Origin of the sequence: Lentzea californiensis (assembly GCF_024648825.1) — a bacterium.
In the GTDB taxonomy this organism is placed as follows: domain Bacteria; phylum Actinomycetota; class Actinomycetes; order Mycobacteriales; family Pseudonocardiaceae; genus Lentzea; species Lentzea californiensis.
The window spans coordinates 215,246-233,581 of sequence record NZ_JANBBE010000014.1 but is presented as its reverse complement, the minus strand read 5'-3'; the positions used below and the strand labels follow the sequence as shown (position 1 = coordinate 233,581).

Here is an 18,336-nt window from a genome sequence, read left to right as displayed (position 1 = left end):
ACTCTTCGTGAGTTAAGGCCCCCAGCTAGACCACTGGGTTGATAGGCCAGAGGTGGAAGACCGGTAACGGTTGGAGCTGACTGGTACTAATAGGCCGAGGACTTGTTACAAAGACGCTACGCATCCACTGTGCGGTTCTGGAAGAACAACCAGGACCGATCGAACCCGCCGGCAGGCTGTTTGCTGCTGGTGTCGGGGTTCAGGTTGTAATTTCATAGTGTTTCGGTGGTCATAGCGTTGGGGAAACACCCGGTCCCATTCCGAACCCGGTAGTTAAGCCCTTCTGCGCCGATGGTACTGCACTGGTTACGGTGTGGGAGAGTAGGTCGCCGCCGAACTTTACTTCCCTGAAGGGGCTTGTGATCGCGGGGCACAACTACAGTGCTTCGCTCACAGGCCCCTTTCAGCGTGTCCATAGTAGGAGGATTTGGTGTCAAGGTTCGGGGATCGTCCCGGCGACCGTCAGCGTGGCCAGGGAGACCGACCGCGCCATTCCGACGGTGGCCGTCCATCAGGCGATCGCAAGTTCAGCAGCAGCAACAGCAACAACTCCCAGCGCGGTGAGGGCTCCGGCGACCGCTCCACCAGCGGTGACCGTCGAGACAACCGCGCCGGCTCCAGTGACCGCGGCGGTTACCGCGGTCAGGCATCCAGCGACCGCGGCAGCTACCGCAAGGACGACTCCGGCGACCGCGGTGGTTACCGCGGCGACCGTTCGAGCGACCGCGGCAGCTCCAGCGGCTCCAGTGACCGTGGTGGCTACCGCAAGAGCGACTCGGGCGACCGTGGCGCCTCTCGTGGTCAGGGCTCTGGCGAGCGCAGCGGTTTCCGCAGCGACCGCCCCGCCTACCGCAAGGACGATTCAGGCGACCGCGGTGGTTACCGCGGCGGCCAGGGTTCGAGCGACCGCGGCGGTTACCGCAAGAGCGAGTCGAGCGACCGCGGTGGCTACCGCGGTTCCAGTGACCGTCCGGCCTTCCGCAAGGACGACTCCGGCGATCGCGGTGGCTACCGCGGTTCCAGCGACCGTCCCGCGTACCGCAAGGACGACTCCGGCGAGCGTGGCGGCTACCGCAAGAGCGAGTCCAGCGAGCGTGGCGGCTACCGCAAGAGCGAGTCCAGCGAGCGTGGCGGCTACCGCGGTTCCAGTGACCGCAGCGGTTCGAGCGATCGTGGCGGCTACCGCGGCCAGGGTTCCAGCGACCGCGGCAGCTCCAGCGGCTCCGGTGACCGTGGTGGCTACCGCAAGAGCGAGTCGAGCGACCGTGGTGGCTACCGCGGTTCCAGTGACCGCAGCGGTTCCAGCGACCGTCCCCCCTTCCGCAAGAGCGAGTCGGGCGACCGCGGTGGCTACCGGGGCTCCAGTGACCGCCCCGCGTACCGCAAGGACGACTCCGGCGATCGCGGCGGTTACCGCGGCGGCCAGGGTTCCAGCGACCGCGGCGGCTTCCGCAAGAGCGAGTCGAGTGACCGTGGTGGTTACCGCGGTTCCAGTGACCGTTCGAGCGATCGTGGCGGCTTCCGCAAGGACGACTCGGGCGACCGTGGCGGCTACCGCGGCCAGGGTTCCAGCGACCGTGGCGGCTTCCGCTCCGGTGAGCGCAGCGGCTCGAGCGACCGTCCCGCCTTCCGCAAGAGCGACTCTGGTGACCGTGGCGGCTACCGCAAGGACGAGTCGGGTGACCGCGGTGGTTACCGCGGTTCCAGTGACCGTCCCGCGTACCGCAAGGACGACTCCGGCGATCGTGGTGGTTACCGCGGCGGCCAGGGGTCGAGCGACCGCGGTGGGTTCCGCAAGAGCGACTCGGGTGCTCGCGGTGGTTACCGCAAGGACGACTCGAACAACCGCAAGGACGAGCGCAGCCGTGAGCGTGCGGCGCGGTTCCAGGACCGTCAGACCGGCCCGGAGACCACCGGCCAGGACGCGGCGGTCGCCGCCGAGGTGACCCCGGCCGCCGAGCGCGCCGGCTACCGCCTGGGCGACGGTGCCGCGGCCTCGCGTGCCGCAGCCGGCCGTGAGACCGCGGCCGAGAGCTCCACCGAGACGCCTGCCGAGACCGCCACCGACGCCGAGGTCGCCGCTGAAGGCGACGCGGACGAGGTGGCGAAGACCGAGACTGGCGAGTCCCCCGCCGAAGATGACGTCGTCGCGGCCGAGGTCAGCAGTGAGGCCGGCGGCGACGAGCCGCTCGACGAGGCGCCCGCGCCTCGTGGTGGACGGCCCCCGCTGCCGGACGAGGCCGACCTGTCGCTGCTCGACCCGGAGATCAAGCTCGAGCTGCGGAGCCTGCCCAAGGGCCTCGCGGAGATCATCGGCAAGCACCTGGCCGCGGCCGGGCTGCTCATCGACGAGGACCCCGAGCTGGCGCTGGAGCACGCGCGGTACGCGCGGAGCAAGGCTGCCCGTGTCGGTGTCGTGCGCGAGGCGGCCGGTCTGACGGCCTACTTCGCGGACGAGTGGGCCGAGGCGCTCAGCGAGCTGCGGGCCGCCCGCCGGATGATGACCGGCCCGGGCCACCTGGCGATCATGGCGGACTGCGAGCGGGCCCTGGGCCGGCCGGAGCGGGCCATCGACCTCGCCAAGGACCCGGCGGTCAAGGACCTCAGCCAGGAGGACGAGATCGAGCTGCGCATCGTCGCGGCCGCCGCTCGCCGGGACATGGGCCAGCTCGACGCCGCGGTCGTGGCGTTGCAGGGGCCCGACCTCGATCCGGGGCAGCGCAATCCCTACTCCGCGCGGCTCTTCTACGCTTACGCCGACAACCTGGCCGCGGCCGGTCGCATCGAGGAAGCCGTCAAGTGGTTCCTCAACGCCGCCGAGGCGGACGACGAGGGGGAGACGGACGCCGCCGAGCGCGCGTTCGAGCTGACCCAGGAGGAGACCCCGGAGCAGTGAGCGAGACGTTGGTGGACAGGTACGACGCGTTGCTGATCGATCTCGACGGCACCGTCTACCGAGGATCCGAAGCCGTGCCGGGCGCCGCGGAAGCGATCGCGGCGGCCAGGCGCAAGGGCGTCGGGATCCGGTACGTCACCAACAACGCCTCCCGCTCACCGCAGATGGTCGCTGATCACCTCGTCGAGCTCGGGTTCGAGACGAACGTCGACGAGGTGAGCACCTCCTCGCAGGCGGGCGCGGCCATGCTGGCCGAACGCCTGCCGAAGCGATCCACTGTGCTCGTGCTCGGCACCAAGGCCCTGGAGGCCGAGGTGCTCAAGCGCGGACTCATCCCGACCGACACCGCCGAGGGCGCGGTGGCGGTCCTGCAGGGGCTGTCCATGGACCTCGGCTGGCGTCAGCTGGCCGAGGCCGCGGTCGCCATCCGCGGCGGCGCGCTGTGGGTGGCGTGCAACGTCGACGCCACCCTGCCCACCGAACGCGGTCTGCTGCCCGGCAACGGCAGCCTCGTCGCGGCGCTGAAGACCGCGACCGACCAGGAACCGCTCGTCGCCGGCAAGCCCGCCACCCCGCTGTTGCAGCAGGCGGCGAAGGACCTCGGCGCGAACCGCCCGCTGGTGATCGGTGACCGCCTCGACACGGACATCCTGGGCGCCGTGAACGCCGGCATGGACTCCTTGCTCGTGCTCACGGGTGTGTCCACCGAACAAGAGGCGCAAGCGCTTCCGGATGAGCAAAAGCCCACGTATGTCGGCGCGGACCTGTCCGTACTCCATCGGCTACCGTAAGACCGTGAGCTACCCCCTGCCCGGACCGCCGCCCGACCCGGCTGACGCCATCGACGGCGCGCTGGAGAGGCTCGACGGGCTGGAGAACGTTCCCCTCGACGAGCACGTCGCCCGGTTCGACGCCGTCCACGCGACGCTCACCGACGCACTGTCGAGCATCGACAAGGTGTGATGCACAGTGCCTCGCAGGGTGCGGCTCGACGCCGAACTCGTGCGCAGGGGGCTCGCCAGGTCCCGTGAGCACGCCAGCCAACTCGTCGCGGACGGTCGCGTGAAGGTCCGCGGCACCGTCGCGACGAAACCCGCGACCGCCGTGGAGACCTCCGACGCGGTCGTCGTCAAGGACATCGGCAACGACCCGAACTGGGCGTCGCGCGGTGCCCACAAGCTCATCGGCGCGCTCGAGGGCTTCGCGATCGACCCCACCGGCAAGCGTTGTCTCGACGCGGGCGCGTCCACTGGCGGTTTCACCGACGTGCTGCTGCGCAAAGGCGCACGGCAGGTCGTCGCGGCGGACGTCGGCAGGGGCCTGCTCGACTGGAAGCTGCAGACCGACGACCGGGTCGTGGTGAAGGACAAGACCAACGTCCGCACCCTCACGCCCGAGGACATCGGCGGCAATGTTGAACTCGTGGTGGCCGATCTTTCGTTTATCTCGTTGAGGCTTGTGCTTCCTGCACTGGCCGCGTGCCTCGACGAGGAAGGCGACCTGCTGCCCATGGTCAAGCCGCAGTTCGAGGTCGGCAAGGAGCGCCTCGGCTCCGGTGGCGTCGTGCGCGAACCCGGACTCAGGGTGGAAGCCGTGCTCGACGTGACCAGGGCGGCGACCGGACTGGGCCTGGCCGTGCACGGGGTCGTCGCGAGCCCGCTGCCCGGCCCGTCCGGCAACGTCGAGTACTTCCTCTGGCTGCGCAAAGCGGACCCCCTCCCTGGAGGGGCGGACGCTGTTGCACAGATGGTGCGCACCGCCGTCGAAGAAGGGCCCCAATGAGGGAAGTCCTGCTGGTCGTCCACACCGGTCACCAGAGCAACATCGATCTCGCCCGTCAGGTGGCCGGCCGCCTCGCGGTCGGGGGTGTCACGACGAGGGTGCTCGACGACGAGGCGCGTGACCTCGGCCCGTCGTGCTGCACCAAGGTCGTGCCCGCCGACGACCACGCCGCCGAGGGCACCGAACTGGTGCTGGTGCTGGGCGGTGACGGCACGCTGCTGCGCGGCGCCGAGCTCGCCCGCCCGGCACGGGTGCCGGTGCTGGGCGTCAACCTGGGCCGCGTCGGGTTCCTCGCGGAGGCCGACTCGGACGCGTTGCACGAGGCCGTCGGCCACGTGCTGGAACGCGACTACTTCGTGGAAGAGCGCATGACGCTCGACGTCGTCGCCAAGGTCAACGGCGACGTGGTCGGGAAGACCTGGGCACTCAACGAGATCACCGTCGAGAAGCTGATCCGCGAACGCATCCTCGACGTCGTGGTCGAGGTCGACGGCCGGCCGGTGTCGGCGTTCGGCTGCGACGGCGTGATCTGCGCGACGCCGACGGGCTCCACGGCCTACGCGTTCTCCGCGGGCGGTCCGGTCGTGTGGCCGGACGTGCAGGCGATCCTGGTGGTGCCGAGCAACGCGCACGCGCTGTTCTCGCGGCCGCTGGTCGTCTCGCCGAAGTCGCACGTGGCGTTCGAGATCGACTCGTCGGGCCACCCGGCGGCGCTGTCCGCGGACGGGCGGCGCACGTTCGAGCTGCCCGCGGGTGCGCGGATCGAGGTCGTGGAGGGCGAGGTGCCCCTCAAGGTCGTGCGGCTGCGCCAAGCTCCGTTCACAGACCGGCTGGTCGAGAAGTTCGCCTTGCCGGTGAAGGGATGGCGGGGACCATCGGCAGGCTGACAGCGCCGCTCGGTGCGTCGGCACTTGCCCGTTATGGTGCCCGCGAGGAAATGTCGGACTCGACAAGTAAGGTTCGCCCTGTGCTGGCCGAGATGCGCATCAATGGCCTTGGCGTGATCGACGAGGCCACCCTTGAACTAGACCCCGGGTTCACCGTAGTCACCGGTGAGACGGGCGCGGGCAAGACCATGGTCGTGACCGGGTTGCACCTGCTCGGCGGTGGCCGTGCAGAGGCTTCGCGGGTGCGCACCGGGGCTGACAAAGCGGTGGTCGAAGGCCGCTTCCAGGCTCCGGCGGGCAGCCCTGCCGCGAAGGTGGCGGAGGAGGTCGGCGGCGAGGCCGACGAGGACGGGTCGCTGATCGCGATCCGCACCGTCGGCGCCGACGGCCGTTCGCGAGCCCACGTCGGTGGCCGCTCCGTGCCGGTCGGTGTGCTGTCCGAACTGGCCGAGCAGCTCATCGCCGTCCACGGGCAGAACGACCAGCTGCGGCTCATGCGGCCCACCGAGCAGCGCGGCGTGCTGGACCGCTTCGCCGCCGACGACGTGAGCGCGCCCTTGCGCAAGTACCAGGCCGTTCGCGAGGAGTGGCTGCGTGTTTCGGCGGAGCTGAAGGAACGCACCGAACGCTCGCGCGAACTGGCCCGTGAGGCCGACCTGCTGCGGCACGGCCTGACCGAGATCGACGCCGTCGCCCCGAAGCTGGGCGAGGACGCCGAGCTCCACGACGAGGCCCGGCGGCTCGCGGACGCCGACCAGCTCCGCGAGGCGGCCCAGGGCGCGCAGTTCGCGGTGTCCGGCTCGCTGGAGGGCGACCCGGACAACCCCGGCGCGCTCGGGCTGATCTCCGAGGCCGCCCGCAGACTGGCCACGACGGAGGACCCGAAGCTGCGGGAGATGGAGCCGCGGCTGGTCGAGGCGGCGACGCTGCTGGCCGACGTCGGTGCCGAGATCTCCGGTTACCTCGACCACCTGGAGGCCGACCCCGGCCGGCTCGAGTCCGTGCTGCAGCGTCAGGCCGAGCTGAAGGCGCTGACCCGCAAGTACGCGGCCGACGTCGACGGCGTGATCGCCTGGGCCGAGGACGCGCGGACCAGGCTGGGCGGGCTGGACACGTCCGAAGAGGCGCTGACCGGCCTGGCGACCCGTCGCGACGAACTGGCCGCCGAACTGGGCACGCTGGCCGCCCAGGTGACGGCGGCGCGCACCGAGGCCGCACTGGAGCTCGGCAAGGCCGTCAGCGAGGAGCTCGACGGGCTCGCCATGCCGCACGCCACGGTCGAGCTGGCCGTCCGGCCCCGGCACGCCGAAGCCGGAGACGCGCAGGCGCTGACCGTCGGACGGTCGGTGCTGCACGCCGGGGCGTCCGGCGTGGACGACGTCGAGCTGCGGTTGATCTCGCATCCCGGTGCGCCCGCCCTGCCGGTGCACAAGGGCGCGTCCGGTGGTGAGCTCTCCCGCGTGATGCTGGCGCTGGAAGTGGTGCTGTCGCACTCGGATCCGGTGCCGACGCTGGTGTTCGACGAGGTCGACGCCGGTGTGGGTGGCCGGGCCGCGGTCGAGGTCGGCCGCCGGCTGGCCCGGCTCGCCCGGTCCCACCAGGTGATCGTGGTGACGCACCTGCCGCAGGTGGCGGCGTTCGCCGACCGGCACCTCGTGGTGGACAAGTCCGCAGACGGGACGTTCACGCGGTCCGCGGTGCGGAGGCTGGACGAGACGCAGCGGGTCGTCGAGCTCGCCCGGATGCTGGCCGGCATGGACTCGACCGACACCGGCCGGGCCCACGCCGAGGAGCTGCTGGCCGCGGCCAAGGCGGACAAGTCCGCCGCACCCGTCATCCGTCGCAAGAAGAAGAAGGCCTGACCGGCCCGGTCGTTTCTCTTCCGCTCTTCGCGGCCGGGTTCGGCATGATGGAGGCGTGACGGGAACTCTGACCACGCGCCGGGTGCTCGGGGCGGTGCTGGTGGTCGTCGCGGCCGGACTGGCCGTGGCGGCCACTTTCCTGTCCGCGTACTCCGTGCAGATCGTGCTCGCAGGCCGGGAGTTGCGCTACGAGGCCACCTTCTGGGCGGTCGAGCGGGACGACTTCCGTGAGCTGCTCGTGCTCGAACCCTTCGAGCTCGGTGAGCCCGTGGTGGGGGCCGCGCTCGTCATGGCACTGGCGGCCGTGCTGGCGTTCCGGATTCCGGCATTGCGGGTCGGGTCGCTGCTCGGGGCCGGGTTGCTGGCCGGGGTGGCGTGGGCCGCCGTCTCCCGGATCCAGGGTTTGCTGAAGATGATGGGTGAGTTCAACGCGCGCGTGCCGATCGAGGTGGAGCAGGGCGAAGGGGTCACCCTGCTGATCGTGGCCGCGGGGGTGGCCGTGGTGGCCGCAGTGCTGCACCAGGAGTTGCCTCGGGTGGACCGGATGGAGCCCAGCGGTGACGGGGTGGTCGTCCACCAGATCGACGACGAGGCGGACGACACCGACACACCGCCGTACGGATATCCGGTGATCGTGGAGCCCAAGAGTGATTGATCGTCGCAAGATTTCGTGGGTGCTGCTGGCGCTGGGGGCCGTGCTGTCGGTGGTGGCATCGCTCCAGGCCGTCTTCAGCACGGTCTACGACGGGCTGGGTACTGATCTGACGGTCAGCACGACCCTGTGGATCACCACTTCGGACCCGCAGAACGGGCCCGTCGAACAACCCGCGCTCTTCGCCGCAGGGTGGCCAGTGGTGGTGTCGGCGATCGTAATGGCGGTCTCCGTGGCGTTGATGGTGCGGGAGAGGACCGCGTTCGTCGGACGGCCGTTGGCCGTGGGCGGTGCGGGGGCGCTGGCCGGGGTCGTGTTCCTCTTCGTGGTTCAGGTGAAGGGGCTGGAGGAGCTCGTCGCTTCTCAGCAGCAGTCCGGTTCCCGCAACGACGAGATGCACTACCACGGTGGCTTCTACCTGTTGATGGTCGCCGCCGTCGTCGGACTCGTCGGTGCGGCGCTCGCCCAGCGGCGGAGTCCAGAGCCGGTGGCGGAGGACGACGACGAGGGGGAGGAAGTGGTCGTGCACCAGCTCGGCGGCGACGACGACACGCCGCCCTTCGGCCTTGCCATTCCGCACGACGACGAGCAGCGGGAGGTCCGGTGATCGGCAGACCCACGGCGATCGCGTTGATCGCGGCGGGAGTGGTGCTGACCGCCACGGCGATGGTGTTGCCGTGGTACTCGACGGCCTATGCCGGCGGAGTGGAGGTCGTAGTCCGGGCGTGGGGGACGGAGATCCTCGACAAACCCGGCGACTGGCCCGCCGGAGAACTTTCGCCCTGGTACGGGGTTCCCGTCGTGGTCACCGCTCTCTTGCTCGTCGCCGGCGTGTGGATCAGCCGGGCGGCGCTGGCGGGAGCGGCCGGGCAGCTCGGCGCCGTGTGCGTCATCGGGGCGCTCGTGGTGTCGGAGCGCGGGCACGCGGTCGAGCAGCAGGGCGACTTCGCGGTCGGGTTCGGACTCGTGTTCCTCGCGGTCGGGACGCTGGTCGCGCTGGCCGGAGCCGTTGCGGTGCAACGGGAGGCGGCGGCGTGAGGAAGATCGTGGGCCTCGTCCTGTTCGGGCTCGCCGCCGCGGCCGCGGTCTTGGCCACGTTCCTGCCGTTCTCGGAACTGTTGATCAGCCTTGCCCCCGGGCAGCCGCAGACCGCGTACGTCACCACGGGGTGGAGCACGCGGTTCGGTGGCACGCAGGACGAGCACGGTCCGTTGTTCGCCATCCCGATCGTGGTGGCGGCCGTCGCCGTGCTGGCCGGGCTGCGGTGGCGAAAGGTCGCCTTTGCCGGAGCGGCCGCTCTCGCGGGTGTCACCGGAATGTTGTTCGTGTATTTGCTGAACGCGATCAGCTTTCACAAGGAGGGCAACATCGCCATCGATCCGGCGCTGCAAGCCGGGTTCGGCAACGGTATTTGGGTGCTCATAAGCGCAGTGGTTCTCGCGTTTGGAGCCGTAGTAGTTCACCCCGACGACTGACCACCCGCAATTGCCCGGCGTGCCTCACCTGTCGCGTGCGCACCGTGAGCCACTATCGGCCCATGAAGCTTTCCGGGCTGCTGAGCCGCACCAACCACGAACTTCCCGGAGTCACGGGCGTCGCGCGGGTTGATCGGCGCGCGAGCGACCTGGTTCGGCGCGTCAGTGCCGGTGACGTCGCGGTGATGGACCTGGTCGACCTCGACCGGCGGACCGTCGAAGCGCTCGTCGCGGCCGAGGTCGTCGGCGTCGTGAACGCGTCACCGTCCATTTCCGGGCGGTTTCCCAACCTCGGCCCGGAACTGCTCATCGAGGCCGGCATTCCGCTGATCGACAACGTCGGCGCCGTCGCGCTGCGGGAGATCAAGGAAGGTGTCAAGATCCGGCTGCACGAAGGTGTCGTGTACGCCGGAGAACGCGAGCTCGCCAAGGGGATCGAGCAGAACGCCGAAAGCATCGCCGACGCGATGATCGAGGCGAAGGCCGGCATGTCGGCGCAACTCGAGGCCTTCTCCGCCAACACCATCGAGTTCCTGCGCCGGGAACGCGCACTCGTCCTCGACGGCGTCGGAGTGCCCGAGGTCTACGTGGCGATGCGCGACCGGCAGGTGCTCGTCGTCGCGGGCGGCCCGTCGCACGCCGAGGAACTGCGCAAGCTCCGCAAGTACATCCGCGAGTACCGGCCGGTGCTGATCGGCGTCGACTCGGGCGCGGACACGCTGATCGACGCCGGGCTCAAGCCGGACATCATCGTCGGCGACCCCGACGGCATCGGCACGGCTTCTCTGCGTGCGGCCACCGAGGTGGTCGTGCCCGCGCAGACCGACGGTCACGCGCCCGGTCTGCAGCGGATCCAGGACCTCGGCATCGGCGCGGTGACGTTCCCGTCGTCGGGCAACGCGGAGGACCTCGCGTTGCTGCTCGCCGAGGCGCACGGGGCGTCCCTGGTCGTCACGGTGGGGCTGCGCGCGACGCTGCGCGAGTTCCTCGACCGCGGGCACTCGGGTTCCAACCCCTCCACGTTCCTGACCCGGTTGAAGCTCGGCAGCAAGCTCGTCGACGGGGAGGCCGTCGCGACCTTGCACCGCAGCCGGGTCTCGCTGGGCGTGATCGTCCTGCTGGTGACCGCCGCGATCGCCGCCATGGCGGCGGCCCTCGCGGTCTCCGGCGTCGGTCACGTCTACGTCGACATCGTGGTCGACGGCTGGCAATCCGTCGTCAACTGGTTCAAGGGGTTCTTCTCGTGATCACGCTGCGCTACCACATAGTTTCGATCACCGCGGTGTTCCTCGCGCTGGCGGTCGGTGTCGTGCTGGGGTCGACCGCGATCAGCGGAAGGCTGCTCTCCGGGCTGAGCGACGAGAAGAACTCGTTGGCACAGCAGGTGAACGAGCTCCAGAACGACCGCAACGCGTTGAACGCCAAGCTGACCGAGGCGGACGAGTTCGCCTCGTCCGTCGGCCCGCTCGCGGTCAAGGACCGGCTCACCGGCCGCACGGTCGTCATCGTGACGACGGCGGACGCCCGCCCGGCCGACCGGGACGCTCTGACCGGGCTGCTCAAGTCCGCGAGCGCCACCGTCACCGGCGAGGTCCAGCTGACCGACGCGTTCACCGACCCGTCGCGCGGGGACCAGCTGCGCGACCTCGTGGCGCGGCTGCAGCCCGCCGGCTCGCAGCTGCCCACGGCCGGTGACCCCGGCACGCGCGCCGGCGGCCTGTTCGGGGCGTTGCTGCTGCTCAACCCGTCCAGCAACCAGCCGCAGGCCACGCCGGAAGAGACGGCGTCCGCACTCGCCGGGCTGACCAACTCCGGGTTCGTGAAGGCGACCTCGGGGGTGAAGCCGGCACAGCTCGCGATCGTGCTGACCGGCGGCGCCGCGATCGGTGACTCGGCCGCGGACCGCGCCTCGACCGTCGCGCGCTTCGCCACCCAGCTCGACCGGGCCGGCGCGGGTGTCGTGCTGGCGGGCGCGAACGGTTCGGCGAACGGCACGGGTGCGATCGGCGTGGTCCGCGCGGACACCGCCGCGACGTCGATCCTCTCCACCGTCGACAACTCCGACACCCCGGCCGGTCAGGTGGTCGTGGTGATGGCGTTGAGCGAACAGCTGGAGGGCCGCTCCGGTCGTTACGGCGTCGCGGGCAACGCGGAGGCTTCCTCGCCGGGGACGGCGAGCTAGTACTCGGTCGTCCAGTCGCCCGGCAGGATCTTCTGCAGCTGCTCGAAGGCGTCGGGTGTGCGGGCGCGGGCCCACAGCCACTGGCGGTCGTCCTCGCGGACGACCAGGTCGTCCGCGACGAACCAGCGGGTGCCGGGACTGTGCAGCGGTAGCAGTGCGAAGTGGTCCTCGAGCAGGGAGACGTCCGCCTCGGACGTCTCCCTGTCCGCGGTTCCGGCCCCGTCGCGGAACAGCGACTCGGACAGCACCATCTCCACGCACGCCAGCGAGAACCGGGGCAGCCAGGTGTCCCAGCGCTCCTCGGCCCTGTCGACGAGGTCGAGCTTGATCATCACCTCGGGGTCGTCGCCGTCCAGCGTCGTGCCCCAGGCCGCGACCCACTGGTTCTCGGCGCGGAACACCAGGACCTCGTCGTCCACGCGCAGTTCGGACGGCGTCAGCAGGCGGTCCTGGTTGCTGGTCAGGTCGGGGCGCTTGCCGAACAGCGACAGCGCCTCCTTCACCGCCTCGGGCAGCCGGACCAGCAGGTGCTCCTCGGCGGCGGCGAGATCGGCGCGGTTCCAGCCGTCCTGCGGTTCGATCGGCTCGGCCCACGCGGCCGCGAAACCCTCGATGAAACGCCACGCCCCGGAGCGTTCGCGCACGGCTCTTGCGGCTTCCCCTGCCACGTCGAAGGTCACGTGACAACTTTTCCTGATGCCGGCCCGTGCCGTGGGACGTTCGGCAAAACCCCTCGCTGCGCCGATCGGGTGATGTGATCTGCCGGGTCGTGGTGCGCTGAGTGACCGGCGGCGTGTTAGCGTTATGGCCCGTGGATAGGGGGATTCGGCCCCCACGATTTTCACGGGAGCCCCGTTGGTGCAGCAGGCACGTACGACCAAGCACGTCTTCGTCACGGGGGGCGTCGCGTCCTCTTTGGGCAAGGGGCTCACCGCCTCCAGCCTCGGCCAGTTGCTGACTTCGCGCGGCCTGCGGGTAACGATGCAGAAGCTCGACCCGTACCTGAACGTGGACCCCGGCACGATGAACCCGTTCCAGCACGGCGAGGTCTTCGTGACCGACGACGGTGCTGAGACGGACCTCGACATCGGCCACTACGAGCGGTTCCTCGCGCGGGATCTGAGCGGCGAAGCCAACGTCACCACCGGCCAGGTGTACTCCGAGGTCATCGCCAAGGAGCGGCGTGGTGAGTACCTGGGCGACACGGTCCAGGTGATCCCGCACATCACCGACGAGATCAAGCGCCGCATCCGGGCGATGGCCGAGCCGGACGCCGACGGCGTCACGCCGGACGTCGTCATCACGGAGGTCGGCGGCACGGTCGGCGACATCGAGTCGTTGCCGTTCCTCGAGGCGTGCCGCCAGGTGCGTCACGACGTCGGCCGCGACAACGTCTTCTTCCTGCACGTCAGCCTGGTGCCGTACCTGGCGCCGAGCGGCGAGCTGAAGACCAAGCCGACGCAGCACTCCGTCGCGGCGCTGCGGAACATCGGCATCCAGCCCGACGCGATCGTGTGCCGCGCGGACCGGGAGATCCCGGACGCGCTCAAGCGCAAGATCGGCCTGATGTGCGACGTCGACACCGACGCCGTCGTCGCGGCCGTCGACGCGCGGTCGATCTACGACATCCCGAAGGTCCTGCACGCCGAGGGCCTCGACGCCTACGTCGTGCGCCGTCTCGACCTGCCGTTCCGCGACGTCGACTGGACTGTGTGGGGCGACCTGCTGGAGCGGGTGCACAACCCGTCCGAGACGGTGAAGATCGCGCTCGTCGGCAAGTACGTCGACCTGCCGGACGCGTACCTCTCGGTCACCGAGGCGCTGCGTGCGGGCGGTTTCGCGCACCACGCCAAGGTCGAGATCAAGTGGGTGCCGTCCGACGAGTGCCAGACGCCCGAGGGCGCGGCACGGGCGTTGTCCGGCATGGACGCGGTGCTGATCCCCGGAGGGTTCGGCGTGCGAGGCATCGAGGGCAAACTCGGTGCGCTGAAGTACACCCGCACGCGCGGTGTGCCGACGCTGGGCCTGTGCCTCGGCCTGCAGTGCATGGTCATCGAGGCCGCGCGGAACCTCGCGGGCATCGAGGACGCGAACTCCAGCGAGTTCGAAGAGGGCGGCACGCCGGTCATCTCCACGATGGCCGACCAGCAGGACGTCGTGGCCGGTCAGCGCGACATGGGCGGCACGATGCGCCTCGGCGCGTACGTCGCGAAGCTCACGCCGGGGTCGGTCGTCGCCCAGGCGTACGGCGCGACCGAGGTGTCCGAGCGGCACCGCCACCGCTACGAGGTCAACAACGCGTACCGGGACAAGCTCACCGAGGCCGGCCTGGTGTTCTCCGGCCTGTCGCCGGACGGCCGCCTGGTCGAGTTCGTCGAGCTGCCGTCGGACGTGCACCCGTTCTACGCGGGCACGCAGGCGCACCCGGAGCTCAAGTCGCGTCCCACGAAGCCGCACCCGCTGTTCGCGGCGTTCGTGAAGGCCGCGATCGACTACCGCGTGGCCGACCGGCTGCCCCTGAAGGCAGGAGCGGCCAAGTGACCCGCCACGACTTCCGGACGGTCTCGAGCGAGGACCTGCACGTCGGCCGCGTCGTCGCGTTGCGCATCGACGAGGTCGAGATGCCCGGTGGCGGCACGGCCAAGCGCGAGATCGTCGAGCACATGGGCGCCGTCGCGGTCGTGGCCGTGGACGACGCCGGTGAGGTCGTGCTGATCCACCAGTACCGGCACGCGCTCGGCCGGCACCTCTGGGAGCTGCCGGCGGGGCTGCTCGACCACGACGGCGAGGAGCCGGTCATCGGCGCACGCCGTGAGCTGGCCGAGGAGGTCGGACTCGACGCGGCGCGCTGGGACACGCTGGTCGACACGGCCGCGTCCCCGGGCTTCACCGACGAGGTCGTGCGCGTGTACCTGGCGCGCGAACTGTCCGAAGTGGATCGTGACGTGCAGGGCGAGGAGGAGGCGGACCTGGAGGTCCACCGCTTCCCGCTCGACGAGGCCGTGCGGATGGTGCTGTCGGGGGAGATCGTGAACTCCTCGGCCGTCGCCGGGCTGCTCGCGGCGCACGAGGTGCTGGCGGGCCGGGCGCAGTCGCGTCCGGCCGGCGCACCGTTCCGCGACAAGCCGACCCGGTTCGCCGCGCGCAAGAAGTAGGTTGGACCGATGCAGACGTTGAAGGGTGCCTTCGCACGGGTGAAGGCACCCTTCGGCGTTCTGGCACTGGGTGGCGCGGGCGTGGTGCTGCTGCTGTTCGTTGATCCGAACAAGGCGGGCAACCTGCTGCCGAAGTGCCCGGTCAACTGGCTGACGGGGCTGAATTGCCCGGCGTGCGGTGCCACGCGGATGGTGCACGCGTTGCTGCACGGGGATGTCGTCGGCGCGTTCCACTTCAACGCCGTGTTGCTCGCGTTGGGCGTGCCTCTGGCCGTGTGGCTGTTCGCGCGCTGGACCCGCGACCGGTGGAACGGCGAACGGCGATCCGTGCCGAAGCCGGTCGGTTTCGCCGTTCTCGTCGTGGCCGCCGTGTGGGGCGTGGGGCGAAATCTCGCGGGGATTTAGTCCCTGAGCTTGCGGCCCTGCGCGTCGGTGCCGCCGTTGACCAGGATGATGATCCCGTCGATCAGCGACCAGATGCCGCAGCCACCGCAGGTCAGCAGCTGGGCGACGGCGATGCCGGTGTGGCCGGTGTAGAAGCGGCCGATGCCCAGGTTGCCGAGGAACAGCTGCAGCACGCCGGCGGCGACCTTCGACTTGTCCGACAGCGGTACGCCGGTGATCGGGTCGTAGCCGTACGGGGCGCCGGGGTTGCCGTAGCCGGGCGGCATCATGCCGGGCGGGGGCGGCGGGACCGCGTACTGCTGCTGCGGGTGCGGGCCGGTGGGCGGCGGGTAGTACGGCTGGGTCGGCTGGGGCGCGTAGCCGGGCGGGGCCGGGGGCACGGCGAACGGCACCGACGGCGGCGCGAGGAACGGCGGGTGGGGCTGCGGCAGGTCGCGGAACAGCTCCGCGAGCTCGGCGTAGCTCTGCGCGCCGGACGCGCGGTTCACGCGTTCCTGGTACTCGCCGATGTCGAGCCGCGCCATCGCGAAGTGGTCGTTGAGCGCGGTGATCGCCTCTTCGCGCTGCTGGTTGCCGATGCGCTGCTGTTCAGGCCCGAATGCTTCTGACACGGCTCGCACGGTATCCGATGCAGCAGATCGATATCGGGAATACGCTGCGACGATGCTGGTCGGTGTCCCAAAGGAGATCAAGAACCACGAGTACCGCGTCGCGATCACGCCCGCCGGAGTGGTCGAACTGGTGCGCCGCGGGCATGAGGTCGTCGTCGAGCGCGACGCCGGTGCGGGTTCCTCGTTCCCCGACCACGAGTACGTCGCCGCGGGTGCGCGGATCGCCTTGTCGGCCGACGACGTGTGGGGGTCCGCGGACCTGGTCCTCAAGGTCAAGGAACCGATCGAGCCCGAGTACCACCGCATGCGCCGCGATCAGGTGCTGTTCACCTACCTGCACCTCGCGGCCTCGCCGTCGTGCACCGCGGCGATCGCGGCCTCCGGCATCACGGCCATCGCGTACGAGACGGTGCAGCTGCCCGACGGGTCGTTGCCGTTGCTGGCGCCGATGAGCGAGATCGCCGGCCGGATGGCCGCCCAGGTCGGCGCGCACTGCTTGGAACGAGCCCAAGGCGGGCGCGGGGTGTTGCTCGGCGGGGCGCCCGGAGTGGCGGCGGGCAAGGTCGCGGTGATCGGTGCGGGGGTGGCGGGGATGAACGCGGCGACGATGGCCGTGGGCATGCAGGCCGAGGTGGTCGTGCTGGACACCAACGTCAACCGGTTGCGGCAGATCGACTTCACCTACCGCGGGCACCTGCAGACGATCGCCTCCAACGTCTACGAGGTCGAGAAGGCCTGCCGGTGGGCGGACCTGGTGGTCGGCGCGGTGCTGGTGCCGGGTGCGAAGGCGCCGAAGCTCGTCAGCAACGACCTGGTGTCGCGGATGCGGCCCGGCAGCGTGCTGGTGGACATCGCGGTCGACCAGGGCGGGTGTTTCGAGGACACGCGGCCGACCACGCACGACGCGCCGACGTACCGCGTGCACGACTCCGTGTTCTACTGCGTCGCGAACATGCCCGGTGCCGTGCCGAACACGTCGACGTACGCGCTCACGAACGTGACGCTGCCGTACGTCATCGCGTTGGCGGACAAGGGTTTTGATCGCGCTGTCGCGGATGACCCGGCGCTCGCCAAGGGTGTCAACGCGCGTGCTGGAGAGATCGTGCTGGAAGGGCTGGAGTGATCTCAGATCTGGTGGCGACCTATCTCGACCACCTCGCCGTGGAACGCGGCACCGCCCGCAACACGCTCGACTCCTACACCCGCGACCTGCGCCGCTACACCGAGCACCTGGAGTCCATAGGTGTCACGGATTTGGGCGCGGTCACGGAACTGCAGGTGAGTGAGTTCCTGGCCGTGCTGCGCGAAAGCGGACTCGCGGCGTCTTCTGCCGCACGGACTTTGGTCGCCGTGCGCGGATTGCACCGTTTCGCGCACCGTGAAGGTGTTGTGCCGCATGACGTCGCACGGGCCGTGCATCCGCCTTCGCCGCCGAAGAGGCTGCCGAAAGCATTACCGATCAATGAGGTTCTCACCCTCCTCGACACTGTGGGAAACCTCAGGGACAAAGCGCTGCTGGAGCTGCTGTACTCGACGGGAGCGCGAATCTCCGAGGTCGTCGGGCTGGACGTGGACGACATCGACGCCGCCGAGCGGACGGTGGTGCTGGACGGGAAGGGAGGGAAGCAACGGCTGGTCCCCGTCGGGCGGCCGGCGTTGGCGGCGGTCGACGCCTACCTGGTCCGGGCGCGTCCCGGCTTGGCGGCCAAAGGCCGTGGCACACCTGCATTGTTCTTGAACGCACGTGGCGGAAGGCTCTCACGGCAAAGCGCGTGGACGGTTCTCAAGACCGCGGCGGAGCAGGCTGGAATCACCTCGGTGGTGTCCCCGCACACGTTGCGGCATTCGTTCGCCACCCATCTGCTCGAAGGGGGTGCCGACGTTCGGGTGGTGCAAGAACTCCTCGGGCACGCATCCGTTACGACCACTCAGGTGTACACACTGGTAACCGTTACGACTTTGAGGGAGGTCTACGCAACTGCACACCCTCGGGCCACTGGAACATGAGGCTTCCACGGGTACGGTGGGCAGGTGCCGAACTTGGACGAGCCGTCCCCACAGGCCATCGATCTAGCCGCCGTGCTGCACGCGCTGAGTGACCCGACAAGGCTCGCGGTCGTGCGCCAGATCCAATCGAGCGGCGAGCGGCTGTGCGGGGCCTTCGAAGTCGACGTCGCGAAATCGACCCTTTCCCAGCACCTGCGCGTGTTGCGCGAAGCGGGTATCACCCGAACACGCTGCCGCGGCAACCAGCGCTGGGTGTCGTTGCGCCGCGATGACCTGGATCTTCTCTTCCCCGGGCTGCTGGACGTGGTGCTGTCCGCCGCCGACCGGCGAACACGAACGGATGTCACCGTCTAACTCAGTCTTGACAAAACCCGGCGAGGCGCGTTGCCGCTCGCACGGGTGCGGCCTAGGCTGCGCCCCGA

General features: G+C 70.0%; 20 protein-coding genes and 2 rRNA genes. 20 read left to right on the top strand and 2 right to left on the bottom strand.

The genetic code is table 11. The annotated features are described in order from the left end of the window. The 14 genes from LX88_RS37260 to LX88_RS37195 form a co-directional block, all read left to right on the top strand. A 23S ribosomal RNA gene (locus LX88_RS37260) occupies window positions 1-110 on the top strand; the annotation flags it as partial. A gap of 111 nt (window positions 111-221) precedes the next feature. Beyond that, window positions 222-338, top strand: a 5S ribosomal RNA gene (gene rrf, locus LX88_RS37255). 92 nt (window positions 339-430) lie between these two features. Continuing rightward, entirely contained in the window at window positions 431-2,896 is a 2,466-nt protein-coding gene (locus tag LX88_RS37250; RefSeq protein WP_258952453.1) for a hypothetical protein, read from the top strand. After that, window positions 2,893-3,687, top strand: a complete 795-nt coding sequence (locus tag LX88_RS37245; RefSeq protein WP_258952452.1) for an HAD-IIA family hydrolase — start codon at window positions 2,893-2,895, stop codon at window positions 3,685-3,687. The genes LX88_RS37250 and LX88_RS37245 overlap by 4 nt, the downstream gene beginning before the upstream one ends. A gap of 4 nt (window positions 3,688-3,691) precedes the next feature. Next, on the top strand, window positions 3,692-3,859 hold the full coding sequence (locus LX88_RS37240) for a hypothetical protein (protein ID WP_372511498.1): 168 nt from the start codon (window positions 3,692-3,694) through the stop codon (window positions 3,857-3,859). 6 nt (window positions 3,860-3,865) lie between these two features. Then, the gene (locus LX88_RS37235; RefSeq protein WP_258952450.1) at window positions 3,866-4,678 is read left to right on the top strand and encodes a TlyA family RNA methyltransferase; all 813 of its coding nucleotides are present in this window, start codon (window positions 3,866-3,868) and stop codon (window positions 4,676-4,678) included. Next, window positions 4,675-5,565 carry an NAD kinase gene (locus tag LX88_RS37230; protein WP_258952449.1) on the top strand — a complete coding sequence of 297 codons (891 nt, stop codon included), beginning with the start codon at window positions 4,675-4,677 and terminating at the stop codon, window positions 5,563-5,565. The genes LX88_RS37235 and LX88_RS37230 overlap by 4 nt, the downstream gene beginning before the upstream one ends. Before the next feature lie 80 nt (window positions 5,566-5,645). Next, window positions 5,646-7,427: a DNA repair protein RecN gene (recN, locus tag LX88_RS37225; RefSeq protein WP_258952448.1), complete on the top strand. Its 1,782-nt coding sequence runs from the start codon at window positions 5,646-5,648 to the stop codon at window positions 7,425-7,427. A 55-nt stretch (window positions 7,428-7,482) separates the two neighbouring features. Next, window positions 7,483-8,082 carry a hypothetical protein gene (locus tag LX88_RS37220; RefSeq protein WP_258952447.1) on the top strand — a complete coding sequence of 200 codons (600 nt, stop codon included), beginning with the start codon at window positions 7,483-7,485 and terminating at the stop codon, window positions 8,080-8,082. After that, window positions 8,075-8,686, top strand: coding sequence for a hypothetical protein (locus LX88_RS37215; protein ID WP_258952446.1), 612 nt, complete (start codon window positions 8,075-8,077; stop codon window positions 8,684-8,686). The genes LX88_RS37220 and LX88_RS37215 overlap by 8 nt, the downstream gene beginning before the upstream one ends. Further along, window positions 8,683-9,117: a hypothetical protein gene (locus LX88_RS37210; protein WP_258952445.1), complete on the top strand. Its 435-nt coding sequence runs from the start codon at window positions 8,683-8,685 to the stop codon at window positions 9,115-9,117. The genes LX88_RS37215 and LX88_RS37210 overlap by 4 nt, the downstream gene beginning before the upstream one ends. Next, entirely contained in the window at window positions 9,114-9,554 is a 441-nt protein-coding gene (locus tag LX88_RS37205) for a hypothetical protein (RefSeq protein WP_258952444.1), read from the top strand. The genes LX88_RS37210 and LX88_RS37205 overlap by 4 nt, the downstream gene beginning before the upstream one ends. 62 nt (window positions 9,555-9,616) lie before the next feature. Then, complete coding sequence (steA, locus tag LX88_RS37200; RefSeq protein WP_258952443.1) at window positions 9,617-10,801, top strand: putative cytokinetic ring protein SteA; 1,185 nt, start codon at window positions 9,617-9,619, stop codon at window positions 10,799-10,801. Next, window positions 10,798-11,736: a copper transporter gene (locus LX88_RS37195; RefSeq protein ID WP_258952442.1), complete on the top strand. Its 939-nt coding sequence runs from the start codon at window positions 10,798-10,800 to the stop codon at window positions 11,734-11,736. The genes steA and LX88_RS37195 overlap by 4 nt, the downstream gene beginning before the upstream one ends. Here the strand turns inward: LX88_RS37195 and LX88_RS37190 are convergent. Then, window positions 11,733-12,416 (bottom strand): hypothetical protein, encoded by a 684-nt coding sequence (locus tag LX88_RS37190; protein WP_090074129.1) that lies wholly within the window; start codon window positions 12,414-12,416, stop codon window positions 11,733-11,735. The genes LX88_RS37195 and LX88_RS37190 overlap by 4 nt on opposite strands. Before the next feature lie 178 nt (window positions 12,417-12,594). On the opposite strand from LX88_RS37190, the gene pyrG reads away from it, so the two are divergent. Genes pyrG through LX88_RS37175 form a run of 3 tightly spaced genes read left to right on the top strand, consistent with a single transcriptional unit; the run spans window position 12,595 to window position 15,296 of the window. Continuing rightward, window positions 12,595-14,277 (top strand): CTP synthase, encoded by a 1,683-nt coding sequence (pyrG, locus tag LX88_RS37185; protein WP_372511497.1) that lies wholly within the window; start codon window positions 12,595-12,597, stop codon window positions 14,275-14,277. Next, on the top strand, window positions 14,274-14,891 hold the full coding sequence (locus LX88_RS37180) for an NUDIX domain-containing protein (protein WP_258952440.1): 618 nt from the start codon (window positions 14,274-14,276) through the stop codon (window positions 14,889-14,891). Before pyrG ends, LX88_RS37180 begins: the two co-directional genes overlap by 4 nt. A gap of 9 nt (window positions 14,892-14,900) precedes the next feature. Continuing rightward, window positions 14,901-15,296: a DUF2752 domain-containing protein gene (locus LX88_RS37175; RefSeq protein ID WP_258952439.1), complete on the top strand. Its 396-nt coding sequence runs from the start codon at window positions 14,901-14,903 to the stop codon at window positions 15,294-15,296. Here LX88_RS37175 and LX88_RS37170 read toward each other — a convergent pair. Then, window positions 15,293-15,907, bottom strand: coding sequence for an NINE protein (locus LX88_RS37170; RefSeq protein ID WP_258952438.1), 615 nt, complete (start codon window positions 15,905-15,907; stop codon window positions 15,293-15,295). The genes LX88_RS37175 and LX88_RS37170 overlap by 4 nt on opposite strands. Window positions 15,908-15,959: 52 nt before the next feature. Between LX88_RS37170 and ald the strand changes: the two genes are divergently transcribed. Genes ald through LX88_RS37155 form a run of 3 tightly spaced genes read left to right on the top strand, consistent with a single transcriptional unit; the run spans window position 15,960 to window position 18,268 of the window. Next, window positions 15,960-17,030, top strand: a complete 1,071-nt coding sequence (gene ald, locus LX88_RS37165; protein ID WP_258952437.1) for an alanine dehydrogenase — start codon at window positions 15,960-15,962, stop codon at window positions 17,028-17,030. A gap of 11 nt (window positions 17,031-17,041) precedes the next feature. Continuing rightward, a complete protein-coding gene (gene xerD, locus LX88_RS37160; protein ID WP_258952436.1) occupies window positions 17,042-17,914 on the top strand; it encodes a site-specific tyrosine recombinase XerD in 873 nt (290 codons plus the stop codon). Window positions 17,915-17,938: 24 nt separating this feature from the next. Next, a complete protein-coding gene (locus LX88_RS37155; protein ID WP_090074115.1) occupies window positions 17,939-18,268 on the top strand; it encodes an ArsR/SmtB family transcription factor in 330 nt (109 codons plus the stop codon). The last annotated feature ends 68 nt before the right edge of the window (window positions 18,269-18,336 follow it).